Raw genomic sequence first — 14,016 nt, forward strand, 5'->3', positions numbered from 1 at the left:
ATACCTAATTTTGAAAGGAATATTATTTATACTCATTATAAAAGCCTTCAATTATTTAATTATAAATCAAAGGCTTTTATATATATATATTCATTATTCACTTTTAATCTCCAAACAGGTCCTATATCCCCTTGTTCTATATCCATATTATTAGATTCAAAATAATATCCTAATTTTATTTCATTTATAACAGAATCTTTTGGCATCTGACTATAAGCAGACATAATAGCTTCCACACTAGGTATAACTCTTTTTTTCTGTTTCTTTTCTTCTATAGGGACTATCCATAATCTTTCAAATGAAAAATCTTTATTCTCATAAAATACAAACTTCATATAGCTCTCTTCCAAAAAATAATTTTTATATTTTCCAGTATATATAATTTCTATACGATCTTGTTTTTTAATTGTAGACTTCAGATAGGTGTCATCATCAAAGTTATATTTATTCAGAAATTTTTTGGTAAATGAGGTGCATTCACTTATATCAAGCTCGTCTATATCAGATTTTCCATTGTATATAATCCGTTTATCCTCAATCTTATATACGCCATCTTGTTTAAATACAGAATCTAAGTCAGACTTATTTAAGTCTTCATACTTTATACTCAACGTACTAAGACTTGGTGTATCCTTAGGTATTTGAGTATTTATAGATATATTTTTAGTACTTAATAATTTATTTAAATTATTTATAGAGCTATCACTAAAAATATCCTCCGTATCATGTCTAAATACATTTATATAAAGATTATATCCTAAAACTATATTAGTTAATATAAATGCAATAATTAGTATGGTTTTAGATTTTGACCAATCCATTCTACAAAACATCCCCTTTATAGGCATCAAATATATATACCGAGTTACCTATAGTTACTTTCCATGATGGAATAAAGTAATCATCTTTAGAAAAATATATAAGCTCTACACCTTTTATATTTTTCCATACCTCTTCTCCACTTTGATATTTGAGATCTTTTTTTAACAAAGAAAAATTCATGTTAAGTATTTGGTCAGGTGGTATTATATTATTATCTGTATTTCCATCTATAAATTGATCTACTTCTTTTAAAACTCCTTTGTAGCTATAAATATCTTCTCCAGCTATCTTTATTTGTATAGAATTAAAAACATTATCAATCTTTAGTTTAAGGTTATTAACTTCATAATAAAAATTAAATTCGTATGAATTTATATTATTTATAGAGTTTTTTTCTATGCTATACAAAGATAAATTATCTATACCTATATTTTGATTAGCTAAAAAATCTAAAGCTATACTTAAAGATTTATCTAAATCTATATTTTTATTATCTATATCTTCATTTAAAAACTCTATATATCCATTATTATATATTCTTAATGTCTTTTCTCCATATCCGTATATAAATGTATTATTGCCGTTTTTTTCCACAATCCTATTAGTAAAATCATATTTATTACCTAAGATATTTTCTCCTATTTTTTGAACTAGTTTATCATCTTTAACATCTATAATATTCTTCGAACTAATATTATCATAAGAAATGCCATCTAGTTTAATGGGAATCAATGTTTTATTATCTATAGTAAATAAAGAGTCTACAGTAAAGTATTCTGTATATCCTTTTTTCTCAAGTTTATCTACTAAATCTATATGCTTTACCTTATCTAAATCTACTTTATATACTTTTTGTTCATTATTCAAAAAATATATAGATTTATCATCTACCAATGGTATAAGTATTTCACAAATATCTCCAATATCACTTATTGCACTCTCATTTAAAAATATGCTTTTATTTATTAGCTCAACATCTATTCCTTTATCAAAATTGGCTTCTATAGATTTCATATTTTTTTTACTTAAATAATCTTCATAACTTATCTCACTTATCTTTTTTTGTTTAGACAGTTCCTGCTTCAATATAATTTTTATTTGATTCCAATAATCATCCTGTGTATCTAATACCTCTGTATTATTTTTTCCACCTCCAAAGTACACAAATACTCTGTAAGGTCTTACAACCGAGTAAATATTGTATTTTATATTAGGACTTCCATATATCTTCTTTAAATCAAATTTAAATCCTACCAAACTTATATTAAGCAGCAAAAGAAAAGCTGACATTGAAAACAATATTGCTAATGTAAATGTTTTGAATTTTTCTCTATTCACAATTTAACACTCCAAATTTATTATTTTGGGGTAATTATATCTTGAAAAATATCCTGAATTCTCTTATCTGTTATTTTATCCATATTATTTTGTATTTCTTTTTTGTTCTCTATCTTTGTATATTTTACAATCTTAGTTTTTTGTTTGTTATTATTCTTTATAACTATTTTATTTTCACCAGCATTTAAATTTATTTCTGTTAAGAAGAATCCCATGGCTCCTATTTCTAACGTTTTAGAATTATCTGTTTTTTTAAAAACACCATCTTTGTCGTTTTTCAAATATACATCTAGATGAACAACGCTACCTTCTTCTCCAGTTCCAGATACAACAACTTTATTGTTAGTTGTAACAGTATAATCAGCTACAGGCTTCATTATTTCAATAGATTTTTGTTCTTTTTTCTCTTTATTTTCAACTAATGGTTTATTACTTGTCTTTGGTGTTTCTACTTGTGGTTCTTGTGGTGTTTTTGGTGTTTCTATTTGTACTTGTATTGGTTGAGTATTAGTTTGTATTTGAGTTTTTGTATTTGTCTTAACAGCTTGTAAAATATTACTTTGTACATCTTTTGTATTAGTTGTATCTGCAAAAGCCACAACATTACTTGAAGCCAGCATTCCACAAATAATTAAAGATGCTCCTAACTTCTTCATTTCTAAGCCTCCTTGATATTCTATATTATCCGAAAGCTAAAAGTCCTAAAACTCCATCATTTGACGATGCAGATAAGAACTTAACAACTTCTGGATTAGTTCAACTAAAAATTCAGTTAAAGAAACGCTCCCTCTGAATTAAGTTTAACTTTATATGTATAATTTTAATGTTATCCCCATATTAGACCTTTAATATGAATTATACACAAAGAATATTACAGAATCATTACATGTCAATTAAATATTTATTATATATCCACAGATTTATCCACAGGTAATTTTATTTTGAATTCAGTCCCTTTTCCAACTTCACTTTCCACAGATATATCCCCACCGTGTTGTTCTATTATGTGCTTTGCTATAGAAAGACCTAAACCTGTTCCTCCCATATCTCTAGATCTTGCTTTATCTACTCTATAAAACCTTTCAAAGATTCTAGAAACATCTTTTTTGGGAATACCTATTCCATTGTCTTTTATAGATATAACAGCTTGTTCATCTTCTTCCTTTATATTTATACTCACTACTCCATTATCAGGAGTATACTTTATAGCATTGCTAAGTATATTTTGAATAACCTGCTCTATTCTATCTTTATCTCCATTTATTATTATGTTTTTATCACAAAGTCCGATTTTTATTATATGATTCTTTTCTTTAAAAGAAATATCTAGTTTATTTACTATATCCTTTATCAAATTATCTATATCAAATCTCGATGAATTAAAGTTATTTTTCTTATGATCCATTCTAGATAATTGAAGCAAATCACTAACAAGCCTTGCCATTCTATCCGATTCTTTGTCTATTACACTTAAGAATGAACCACATATTTCCTTATCATCCATAGCACCGTCAAGCAGTGTCTCTGTATAGCTTTTTATAGTTGTTATAGGCGTCTTCAATTCGTGAGACACATTAGCTACAAACTCTTTTCTCATAGTATCTAATTTTTCATGCTCTGTTATATCTTGCACTACTAATATAAGACCTTTAACTTCTTCTTTATCATTTTTAAGGTATACAAAGTTAGCTCTTAATATATCTTTATTTTCAAGCTTTATTATCTCACTTCCCTGAGATATATTCTTATCTTTTATATACTTTAAAGTTAAATTTTTATTATATTTTCCTACGATATCATCATATATAGGTCTTGTAGTATACATTTGATTAATTCTTAGCATCTGTATAAATGTAGGATTTACATGTATAATATACCCTTCATTGTCAACAGCTATCAATCCATCTCCCATCTGATTTATTATGGCATTAAGTTTGCTCTTCTCACTAGATATCTCATCTAGTGTATTTTTGAGCCTCAAAGTCAAATAGTTAAACATCTCTCCAAGTTGACCTATTTCATCATCAGACCTTATATCTACCTTCTGATCAAAATCACCTTTTGCCATCTTAGCAGCTTGTATAGTTACATCTTTTATAGGGTTTGTTATTGACTTTGATACTAAAAAACCCAGTATTATAGTTACTATTAAAGCCATTATTATAGCCTGCAAGAATATCTTCTGAGATTCATTTAGAACCTCATATATATTTTCAAGATATGCTTTTCCATATATTATTATAGTTTGATTCTTCTGGTTAGTATATCTATATCCTATGTTTTTAACTTTCTCTTCATCCTTCATATATCCATTTTCCGAAGAATTTGATATTACTCCTTTATTAAGATTATTAAGAGAATCCTTTCCTATTAACCTACTATCGCTTTTAGTAGAAGCTATTACCTTATAAGTGTTAGCATCTATCATTAATAATTCATATTCTCCAGGAAGAACTGGTATTTTTTGAATTTCATATCTTAAATCCTCATAATTAGTAAAGTCTATATACCTTATTTGAGGCTTTATTATGTTATCCACTATTCTATTTAGTGTATTAGTGGCTGTATTTATATGCAAATTTTTGAATTGATTTATCATAAATACTCCAACTATTGCCATAGCTATAAATACCAATAGAAAGTATATAACTATTATTTTGGATCTTATACTTTTAAACAAAACTTATTCCCCCTTAAAATAATAACCTACTCCTCGTTTAGTTATTATATAATTCGGGTTTGATGAGTTATCTTCTATTTTCTCTCTTAACCTTCTAACAGTAACATCGACAGTCCTAATATCTCCATAGTATTCATATCCCCATACCTGTTCAAGTAACTGTTCTCTTGAAAATACTTGATTCTTTTGAGTTATCAAAAACTTCAACAATTCAAACTCTCTTACAGTCAAATCTATATTCTCATCATTCTTGTTAACCTCATATTTAACTAAATCAACACTTAAACTTCCATCAGTTATTATATCTTTACTTTTATTATCTGCATTCAATACCTGAGTTCTTCTAAGATTAGCCTTAACTCTAGCCATAAGTTCTCTTACGCTAAATGGCTTTGTTATATAATCATCTGCTCCAAGTTCAAGTCCTAATACCTTATCCACTTCTTCTTCTTTAGCTGTTACCATTATTATAGGAGTTGATAAAGTCTCTCTTACCTTTTTGCAAACCTGAAATCCATCATAAACAGGTATCATAACATCAAGAAGTATCAAATCTGGCTTAAAGCTGTAAGTTTTATTTATTCCTTCCTCTCCATCAAAAGCCGTCTCAATCTCATAACCTTCCTTCTTAAGATTGAATTTTAATATATCAGATATAGGTTTTTCATCCTCGATTATTAATATTTTACTACTCATAAATTTACCTCCAATTTCTTATTTTAGGTAATACTTTATTTTAACCATATTATACAAAATTATTATATAACTAGATTATACATTTTCAAAATTAAAAAGTATATAATTTCCTATCTCTAAAAAACCATCGTTATATAGAGTATATGTAATAATGGTTTTTATTTCTATCATTTTACATAGTAGTAATGTAAATAATAAAGAAGTCTTTATTTTTAAAATTTTAATTGTTGTTTTTTCAAATTCTTAACGGAGGTACATCAATGCAGACATACATGTTTCCTATTAAAATAGCCTTTATAACATTTCCTTTTTTAGCTTTTCTGTTTACATTTCCATTTGTAATATATCAGTACAGAAAACATGGATATATAAATAAGTTTAGAATTTTAATCCTATATTCTTTTTTACTGTATTTAATAGTAACTTATTACCTTGTAATATTACCTCTTCCAAAAACACGTGATGTACGTAGTTTGCAAAGCCCTGATACTTTATATTATCAATTGATTCCTTTTAATTTTATTTTTGACTTTATAAAAGAAACAAAAATATCACTTTCAGATCCTTCAACATTCAAAAATATACTTAAAGAAAGGGGATTTCTACAACCTGTATTCAATGGAATTTTGCTTACTCCTCTTGGAGTTTATTTAAGATATTATTTTAGAAAAAATTTAAAAGAAACTTTATTAATAACTTTTTTATTTTCATTATTTTTTGAAATAACACAATTGACAGCTTTATATGGTTTATATAATGCCCCTTATAGAATTTTTGACTTAGATGACTTAATATTAAATACTTTTGGTGGATTCATAGGATATATGATAGCTCCAATATTTACTTTTTTTCTTCCTAAACCTAGTAAATTGGATAAAGATATTGATTTAGAAAAAATTAATGTAAGTTATTTTAGAAGATTTTTAGCATTTCTTATAGACTGGTTTATAATTGGCTTAATTCCTAATATAAAAGATACTATTTTGACTGAAGCTGCTGTAGTATTTGTATATTTTATTTTAATAGTTTATTTAACTAATGGTAAAACATTAGGTAAATCATTATTAAGAATAAAAATAAAAGGAGGAAATGAAAAACTATATTTTAAAGAAGTATTTATAAGATATGCGCTTTTATATTATGGTATTTTTGGTTTTAACAAATTAATTTTCGAGGTAATAGATATAAATAGAAATGAGTTTTTTAACTATATTATTATAATCATGCTTATAGCTGTAGTGATAAATATAATTATATTCTCACATGTTTTAATTTGCATGTTTAGAAAAGATAAACTACTGTTTTATGAAAAAATAAGTAACACAAAGAATGTTACTATATCACCTAAATAAAAAAGATTATAAATCAGTAATTACTGATTTATAATCTTCTTAATAGAACGCTATAATATAACCTCTATTTGTGTACCTTGTCCAAGCTTGCTATTTATTTTTATATCTCCGCCATGTGCCTTTACTATCTCCTTCGCTATAGCCATTCCAAGCCCTGAACCTTTATGTCTTTCTCCCGTATTTGTTCCTCTATAATACCTATCGAATATATACTTAATATCCTCTGGGCCTATACCTTTTCCATTATCTTTTACAAATATGTGTACTTTCTCATCTTTAATTATTTTTACTTCTATACTAACTTTTGCATCGTTGTGAATAAGACAATTATATAAGAGATTGTTAATTACCCTTTTTATTAAAATGTTATCTATATCCTTTAATATAATATTTTCTCCACAAATAAAATCAATATCGCTATCGCTATATTTAGGATCATTTAGTATATCTATAACACTTTCTCTAACAAGTTTAACTAAGTTAATTTCTTTTTTGTTTATTATAGAATTTTCATTTTTAAGCTTAGTAGTTAAATTTAAATCATTTACAAGTTCATTTATATAATTAGATTTCTTATGAATAACATCTGCATAAGATAGTATTTCTTCCTTAGAAAATTCATATTCATCATCACTTAAAATCTCTGCATAACCCTTAATAGATGCTAAAGGTGTTTTTATATCATGAGATATATTTGCTATCCAATCCTCTCTCATTTTATCTAACTTCTTACGTTCTATTTCATTTCTTTTAAGAGTATCTGAAAGATTATTTAAATTATGATATATGTTGTTATATATTCCCTTTGGTTTATAATAGATGTCATAATCTCCATCTCCTAATCTTTCTACTCCAGTAATAATATTTCCTAGTGGTTTCGTAAGTCTTCTACTAAATAAATATCCAAAGAATAAAGCTATTATAGAATCAATAAAAAGCACAGTAACTACAGCATTTTTCATAAATGCACCCATCTCATCTGTATTGTAAATTAGAATGTGCTTCTCAACCTTTCTCATAGGAAACCCTATAATATAACTATACTGCTTGCCTTCAATTGTTTTTTCTCCTATAAATACAGTAGATGCGCTACCTATTCCACCTCTATATTTATATCCATGTACAAGCTGAAAAGGTGTATACTTAATTGGATTGCCTTGAGGTCTTTTGTAGCTATATATCTCTTTTCCATTTTCATCTAGAATTTGTATCCAAGTTTGATTATTATCAAGCTGTTTTTTACCTTCATCACTTAAATATATATTTTCTTCAGTTACTAATATATTATTTTTAAAACTTCGTACAAAGTCTTCTATTCTAAGTTCAGTCAAAAAATCTTTATCTTTATTGTTTTTATTATGCCCCGAAAAAAACACTATTGCTATAGCCCCTATATTTATTATCATTACTATAATAACTACTGAAATAACAGTAGATACAAAACTTAAGGTTAACTTCCATTTCATAATTTAATCATCCTTTACTACTAGCTTATATCCAAGACCTTTAACATTTATAATGTACTTAGGCTTAGACGGATTATCTTCTATTTTCTCCCTAAGTCTTCTTATATGTACCATTATTGTATTATCAAATCCTATATAATCTTCACCCCATACTTCATCGCAAATTTTCTCTTTACTTATAATTTGATTAGGGTTATTAGCCATATATAAAAATAGTCTCAGCTCCTTTGGTTTAAGATCTAAAATTGTACCATTCTTTTTGATTTCTAATTTATCTTCATTTATTTCAAATGATCCAAAAGATAAATCTTTTTCATATAGTTTATCTTGTTCAAAATTTATAAGATTTCTTCTTAAATGAGCTTTCACTCTATAAGATACTTCCTTAGGACTAAATGGTTTTGTTATATAATCATCTCCGCCTAAAGCAAATCCAAGGATTCTATCCATCTCCTCTGATTTAGCAGATAAAAATAAAATTGGTACCATAGAACTTACTCTAATTTTCTTACAAACCTCATATCCTTCTTTATCAGGAAGCATTATATCCAAAAGAATAATATCTGGATCTATAGACTGAAATAACTTAAGTCCCTCATTACCTGTTTCTGCTGTATATATATTTTTAAACCCTTCTTTGGTTAATACTGTTGATAGTAATTTTAATATGTCTTCTTCATCATCTATAATTAATATTTTCTTTTCCTTTATTAAAGTTTCCATGGTCTTACACTCCTATCACATTATTTATGTATATTATCCTTCTACTTGCTTAATAGTATAACAAAAAACCTGATATTTTTTTGATCAGGTTTTTCCTATAATGCATAAGAAAAGTACTATGCTTTTATTTCTTTTTTGATTGCTTTTGTAGGACATACTTCAATGCAATCACCGCATCTAATACAATCCATACTGTTTGGATTTTTAGGAATTTCTATATTCATTTTGCACTTTTTTATACAAGCATTACAATTTGTACACATATTTTTATCTATTTTGAATTTATAAAAACTTATAGGATTAAATAATCCATAAAATGCTCCTAAAGGACAGATATATCTGCAAAATGGTCTATATACAAATATTGAACCTATAGTAATACTTAGTAAAATAAACATTTTCCATCCAAATAAAAATCCTATAGTTTCTCTTAAAGATCTGTTTAATAATACTAATGGAATTCCACCTTCTAATGTACCTACTGGACATATATATTCACAAAAATAGGGTGGACTCATTCCAAATTCATTTACCAAAAACATTGGTAACAATATTACGAATATAAGTAAAATAACATATTTAGAATACTTTAATACATTATTTATTCTTTCATCAACTTTAATCTTTTTAGATGGTATTTTATAAAGTAAATCCTGAAAAAATCCAAAAGGACATAACCATCCACAAATGAATCTACCAAATATTATTCCCATTAATGAAATAAATCCCGTTATATATAATGAAACATTATATTTCATGCTTCCTATAACAGCTTGTAGGGAACCAATAGGGCAGGACCCTATAGCTCCAGGACAAGAATAACAATTAAGTCCTGGAACACACACCTTTTTTATAGATCCCTTATATATATTTTTTTCAAAAAAACCATTTATATTTGCATTTGTAATTATAGTAGCAATTATTTGACATAACCCTCTTTTATCCAATTCCTATACACTCCAGACATATATTTATTGCTTTTCTAAAAACAATATCTACTTCTTTTCTATATAGTCCTAAAAATATAAAGCTTAAACTAGTAAACAGTATCCCATACCTATATATTCTTTCTTTCATTTAAATCACTCCAGTAAAGCAATAATAATATCTATTTTAAACTTCCTAATCTTTTATTTATTTCTTTTTTATATTCTTCTTTACTACGACTTCCTATTATAGGTTGTCCAACTATATTCCCTTCACTGTCAACAAATATAGTTGTTGGAACTCCAGATATATCTTTTAATATTCCCTTATTTAATTTTTCATCAGGAATTATATTTACGAATTTAACACCTTTTTTATCAAGTATTTGTTTTGCAAGTACTTCATTTTCATCATCAGGTGTATCTGAAATTATACCAACTACATTTATATTTTCCTTTTTAATTTCATCATAGAGTTTTTGAATATCAGGCATTTCTCCAATACAAGGTCCACAGAATGTTGCCCATACATTTACCATTGTTAGTTTATTATCTTTGAATATATTACTATTTATTTTTTTCCCATCTATAGTCTTAGTTTCAAATTCTACAGTCTTATTTTCAGCTATTTTCTTATCTATATCAATAGGTGTAAATAATCTTATACTATTCTTAAATTCTTCTATATTCTCACGAACTTCTTTAAATTCTTTCTTTTCTTCATCTGATAAATTACTTTCATCATATTCATCGTTATATAATATATAGCATTCTAGATTATCTATTTCAGCTACCTTTTCCTTATATTTATATTCTGAAAAAACTTTTTGTTTTCTCTCTATATCTTCATTTGGACCATTTTTTTCTTTATTTTTGTCTAGTACCATAAGGTTAACAAAAATTTTTGACTTCTCTTGGTACTTTTTTAATACTTCTTTTTGATCTTCCTCAGTTTTAGCATTTTCACTATCTTTCATTATTTCCTTAACGAATTCTGTTGATAAAAACTCATATGGAATTTCTCCTACTATATAAGCTACTCCATATTTCCCTGGTATTACGCAAGCTGGAGATACTCCTTCTTTTTCTGCCCATATTTGTGGTTCATAATATTCTAGACCCATTTCTTCAAATTTCATTTTTTTCCCTTTTAGAGATTTATCCTTTTGTTCTAATTGTGTTTGTTTTTCTTCACTGTTGTCTTCTGTTTTACCACATCCCACGATCGATGCACAAAGAGCTATAATCATAAATATAGCTAAATATATTTTTTTCATATAAATTCCTCCCATTTATTATTATTCTTTTATAAAACCTCTGTATGTTAATTTAGGAAATACTATCATTCCCGCTACAAATATACCTAAAAGAGCAAGAACACTTGTAAATGCTACATTATACCTTATAAACTGACAGCTCATCATTCCCCAGAGCGGTGTAAGCCCTAAATATTTTGCAAATCCCATACCTTTTAGAACACCTTCTAGTACATATGGCACTCCCATAATAAGTCCTCCAAATATAAAAGGTATTGCCGCTGATTTGCTTATAGATGATAGAAATAATCCTAGCTGAGCAAAGAAAAATGACCCTATTGTAATAGTTACAATCATAATTAAAATCATTTGAATAACGGTTATATTTGATCCACTTTTCCCAAAGTACCAAAGACTTTTTAAAGGTAAGTCTAATCCAGCAAAATTATATTTTGTCAAAGCAGATAGACATACAGTTAAAAAAACAGAAAGATTTATTATAGTAGCTCCTATTCCTGCAGCTATTGATTTTGCTAATACAATTTGCTTTTTACCATTTTTAGTTGTTTTAATTAACCCTGATATATTTGAGCTATACTCTAATGTATAAGATCCTGAGAACATCATAAACATCATAATTCCCATTAAAGGAACTAATCCATAACCTTTACTAAATATATCCGCATAAGTTTCTTCTATTGAAAAAGCTCTTATTGAAACAAAGCTTAAAAATAAAGATCCTGCCAAAACTATTAACATTCTTTTTTTCAAAAGCATTTTTCTAAGTTCTAACTTTATAAGAGTTCCCATCGTTTACACCTCCCTTGTATTCTCTAAATCAAAATAAAACATATAAACATCTTCAAATTTTGGCTGAACACCTTGTGCTTGTTCATATGGAGGCATCTTATCGCTTATAATTCTAAGTTCTACATCATTAACGCCACGTTGAATATTCACTACCTTATAATTATTCTGTATTTCCCAGACCTCATCTTCATTAGAAGTTTTTATGCTATATACCTTACCTTCCATTCCTAAAAGAATATCTCTATGAGCTCCTTTCATAAGTATAGATCCATTCTTTATCATAATAGTTTCTTTTGCTATAGACTCTATGTCTGAAATGATATGAGTGGAAAGTATTATTATTTTATCTTTGGAAATCTGAGAAATAAGATTTCTGAATCTTGCTCTTTCTTGTGGATCAAGTCCTGCTGTTGGCTCATCTAATACTAAAATCTTAGGATCATTCAACAAAGCTTGAGCAATTCCCACTCTTCTCTTCATTCCACCTGAAAATTTACCGACTGCTTTATTTCTTACTTCATATAAACCTACAAGATTTAAAAGCTCGTCTATTTTCTTTGTAGCCTGTTTTTTATCTAATCCCTTTAACGCTGCAATGTACTGTAAAAACTTCTTTGCAGAAAAACTTTTATATACTCCAAACTCTTGTGGAAGATACCCTATAACAGATCTATACTTTTCATCCAAATCATTTATATTCTCTCCATTGTATATAATTTCTCCCTTTGATGGCTGTATTAAAGCCGTTATCTGCTTCATAAGAGTTGTTTTTCCTGCACCATTAGGTCCTAAAAGTCCGTATACACCATTTTCAAAAGTAACATTTATATCATTATTTGCATTTTTTCTACCATAACTCTTCGTTAAATTCTTTATTTCAAGTTTATTCATCAATTATCCCTCCTAAAGTTATCTAGTTAAAATCTTTTTAAATGTAAAAACACATAGTCCTAATCCCATAAATAACATAAATATTAAAATACCATTGCATAAACTTGTTAAATCTAAACTATTTCCTAAAACATTGATTTGGCCACAATACATTCCTATAAATCTATCAGGATAAAATATGAGATCTACATAATTTACACTACTTAATATAGTTAGTAATTCTCCTGGCAAAAACTTAATTAACGTACAGGACTTCCCTAATACTAAAAATATTAAAGTTCCACTTATAGAAGCTAATGAGTTTGCTGAAATAAATGAAAAGAAACTAGAAAATACAGATATACTAATAAATATTGATATCATAGTCGAAATTTTAAGTATTAAATAGTTATTGATAGTATAAGTTCCATTTAAAAGAATAGCTCCATTATCAATAATTCTAAAAGCTTCTAATTCTCCATTTACAGGCATGCCATTCTGAACTACAGTCACTAGAAATGCTATCACTAAATAAAGTCCATAAATCAGAATAGGTAAAATTATAGATAATGCTAATTTAGAATATAAAACCTTAAATTTATTTTTAGATGAAAGAATTATACTATCTACACTTGAAATCTTTTCATCTGTATATATATTTGAAAATATTAAAACCAAAATAATAACCATTACAACCGACATGAAAGGATGATCTGCTCTATGATCAAATACTTTAAAAAAACTAACGTCCTTATATTCTCTATATTTCATAAATCTTAAATTCTCTCGCGATATCTCTATTATTTTTTTTATAGATTCGTCATTTACATAGGTATTTGCCATTTGTTCTATTTGATTTATTTTTTCATTGAATTTCTCTTTTGCAATTTCATCTCCTGCTCTATCGTCTATTACTAATTCATATTTATCATTTCTATATGAATTTTCCGTTTCCAATGTAGGCTTTAAAAAAAACATAATTCCAGAGAGGAAAATTAATAACCCTAAAATTATTAATCCTGTTTTAGATTTTAATATCTTTTTGATTTCCCAAAGAATCATTAGTTTTATACCTCC

The 14,016-nt window shown here is 26.8% G+C and carries 14 protein-coding genes; 1 reads left to right on the forward strand and 13 read right to left on the reverse strand.

Annotated elements, in window-relative coordinates; all coding sequences use genetic code 11:
* Nucleotides 1-59: 59 nt before the first annotated feature.
* From yycI to yycF, 5 genes are all read right to left on the reverse strand, one after another.
* Entirely contained in the window at nucleotides 60-821 is a 762-nt protein-coding gene (gene yycI / locus P4S50_RS18015; RefSeq protein WP_277732207.1) for a two-component system regulatory protein YycI, read from the reverse strand.
* A gap of 1 nt (nucleotide 822) precedes the next feature.
* A complete protein-coding gene (locus P4S50_RS18020; RefSeq protein ID WP_277732208.1) occupies nucleotides 823-2,160 on the reverse strand; it encodes a hypothetical protein in 1,338 nt (445 codons plus the stop codon).
* Nucleotides 2,161-2,180: 20 nt separating this feature from the next.
* On the reverse strand, nucleotides 2,181-2,816 hold the full coding sequence (locus P4S50_RS18025; RefSeq protein WP_277732209.1) for a hypothetical protein: 636 nt from the start codon (nucleotides 2,814-2,816) through the stop codon (nucleotides 2,181-2,183).
* A 248-nt stretch (nucleotides 2,817-3,064) separates the two neighbouring features.
* A complete protein-coding gene (gene pnpS / locus P4S50_RS18030; protein WP_277732210.1) occupies nucleotides 3,065-4,840 on the reverse strand; it encodes a two-component system histidine kinase PnpS in 1,776 nt (591 codons plus the stop codon).
* A gap of 3 nt (nucleotides 4,841-4,843) precedes the next feature.
* A complete protein-coding gene (gene yycF, locus P4S50_RS18035; protein ID WP_277732211.1) occupies nucleotides 4,844-5,536 on the reverse strand; it encodes a response regulator YycF in 693 nt (230 codons plus the stop codon).
* Between the two features lie 260 nt (nucleotides 5,537-5,796).
* On the opposite strand from yycF, the gene P4S50_RS18040 reads away from it, so the two are divergent.
* Nucleotides 5,797-6,888, forward strand: coding sequence for a VanZ family protein (locus tag P4S50_RS18040; protein WP_277732212.1), 1,092 nt, complete (start codon nucleotides 5,797-5,799; stop codon nucleotides 6,886-6,888).
* A gap of 50 nt (nucleotides 6,889-6,938) precedes the next feature.
* On the opposite strand, the gene P4S50_RS18045 is transcribed toward P4S50_RS18040, so the two are convergent.
* The 8 genes from P4S50_RS18045 to P4S50_RS18080 all read right to left on the reverse strand — a co-directional run bounded on the left by P4S50_RS18045 (nucleotide 6,939) and on the right by P4S50_RS18080 (nucleotide 14,001).
* Nucleotides 6,939-8,354: a sensor histidine kinase gene (locus P4S50_RS18045; protein ID WP_277732213.1), complete on the reverse strand. Its 1,416-nt coding sequence runs from the start codon at nucleotides 8,352-8,354 to the stop codon at nucleotides 6,939-6,941.
* A 3-nt stretch (nucleotides 8,355-8,357) separates the two neighbouring features.
* Nucleotides 8,358-9,077, reverse strand: a complete 720-nt coding sequence (locus P4S50_RS18050) for a response regulator transcription factor (protein ID WP_277732214.1) — start codon at nucleotides 9,075-9,077, stop codon at nucleotides 8,358-8,360.
* 116 nt (nucleotides 9,078-9,193) lie between these two features.
* Nucleotides 9,194-10,024 carry a 4Fe-4S binding protein gene (locus tag P4S50_RS18055; RefSeq protein WP_277732215.1) on the reverse strand — a complete coding sequence of 277 codons (831 nt, stop codon included), beginning with the start codon at nucleotides 10,022-10,024 and terminating at the stop codon, nucleotides 9,194-9,196.
* Nucleotides 10,017-10,154, reverse strand: a complete 138-nt coding sequence (locus tag P4S50_RS18060; RefSeq protein ID WP_277732216.1) for a CD1871A family CXXC motif-containing protein — start codon at nucleotides 10,152-10,154, stop codon at nucleotides 10,017-10,019. The genes P4S50_RS18055 and P4S50_RS18060 overlap by 8 nt, the downstream gene beginning before the upstream one ends.
* 31 nt (nucleotides 10,155-10,185) lie before the next feature.
* On the reverse strand, nucleotides 10,186-11,280 hold the full coding sequence (locus P4S50_RS18065; protein WP_277732217.1) for a TlpA family protein disulfide reductase: 1,095 nt from the start codon (nucleotides 11,278-11,280) through the stop codon (nucleotides 10,186-10,188).
* A 21-nt stretch (nucleotides 11,281-11,301) separates the two neighbouring features.
* Nucleotides 11,302-12,069: a hypothetical protein gene (locus tag P4S50_RS18070; RefSeq protein WP_277732218.1), complete on the reverse strand. Its 768-nt coding sequence runs from the start codon at nucleotides 12,067-12,069 to the stop codon at nucleotides 11,302-11,304.
* 3 nt (nucleotides 12,070-12,072) lie between these two features.
* Nucleotides 12,073-12,960, reverse strand: coding sequence for an ABC transporter ATP-binding protein (locus P4S50_RS18075; protein WP_277732219.1), 888 nt, complete (start codon nucleotides 12,958-12,960; stop codon nucleotides 12,073-12,075).
* Nucleotides 12,961-12,978: 18 nt separating this feature from the next.
* Nucleotides 12,979-14,001, reverse strand: coding sequence for a hypothetical protein (locus P4S50_RS18080; RefSeq protein ID WP_277732220.1), 1,023 nt, complete (start codon nucleotides 13,999-14,001; stop codon nucleotides 12,979-12,981).
* Nucleotides 14,002-14,016 lie beyond the last annotated feature (15 nt).

Source organism: Tepidibacter hydrothermalis (genome assembly GCF_029542625.1).
In the GTDB taxonomy this organism is placed as follows: Bacteria; Bacillota; Clostridia; order Peptostreptococcales; family Peptostreptococcaceae; genus Tepidibacter_A; species Tepidibacter_A hydrothermalis.

What these genes read in the sequence shown, in the direction of transcription:
- yycI (WP_277732207.1), bottom strand. Translation starts at nt 821, where the DNA reads ATGGATTGGTCAAAATCTAAAACCATACTAATTATTGCATTTATATTA.
- P4S50_RS18025 (WP_277732209.1), bottom strand. Translation starts at nt 2,816, where the DNA reads ATGAAGAAGTTAGGAGCATCTTTAATTATTTGTGGAATGCTGGCTTCA.
- yycF (WP_277732211.1), bottom strand. Translation starts at nt 5,536, where the DNA reads ATGAGTAGTAAAATATTAATAATCGAGGATGAAAAACCTATATCTGAT.
- P4S50_RS18040 (WP_277732212.1), top strand. Translation starts at nt 5,797, where the DNA reads ATGCAGACATACATGTTTCCTATTAAAATAGCCTTTATAACATTTCCT.
- P4S50_RS18045 (WP_277732213.1), bottom strand. Translation starts at nt 8,354, where the DNA reads ATGAAATGGAAGTTAACCTTAAGTTTTGTATCTACTGTTATTTCAGTA.
- P4S50_RS18050 (WP_277732214.1), bottom strand. Translation starts at nt 9,077, where the DNA reads ATGGAAACTTTAATAAAGGAAAAGAAAATATTAATTATAGATGATGAA.
- P4S50_RS18060 (WP_277732216.1), bottom strand. Translation starts at nt 10,154, where the DNA reads ATGAAAGAAAGAATATATAGGTATGGGATACTGTTTACTAGTTTAAGC.
- P4S50_RS18065 (WP_277732217.1), bottom strand. Translation starts at nt 11,280, where the DNA reads ATGAAAAAAATATATTTAGCTATATTTATGATTATAGCTCTTTGTGCA.
- P4S50_RS18070 (WP_277732218.1), bottom strand. Translation starts at nt 12,069, where the DNA reads ATGGGAACTCTTATAAAGTTAGAACTTAGAAAAATGCTTTTGAAAAAA.
- P4S50_RS18075 (WP_277732219.1), bottom strand. Translation starts at nt 12,960, where the DNA reads ATGAATAAACTTGAAATAAAGAATTTAACGAAGAGTTATGGTAGAAAA.
- P4S50_RS18080 (WP_277732220.1), bottom strand. Translation starts at nt 14,001, where the DNA reads ATGATTCTTTGGGAAATCAAAAAGATATTAAAATCTAAAACAGGATTA.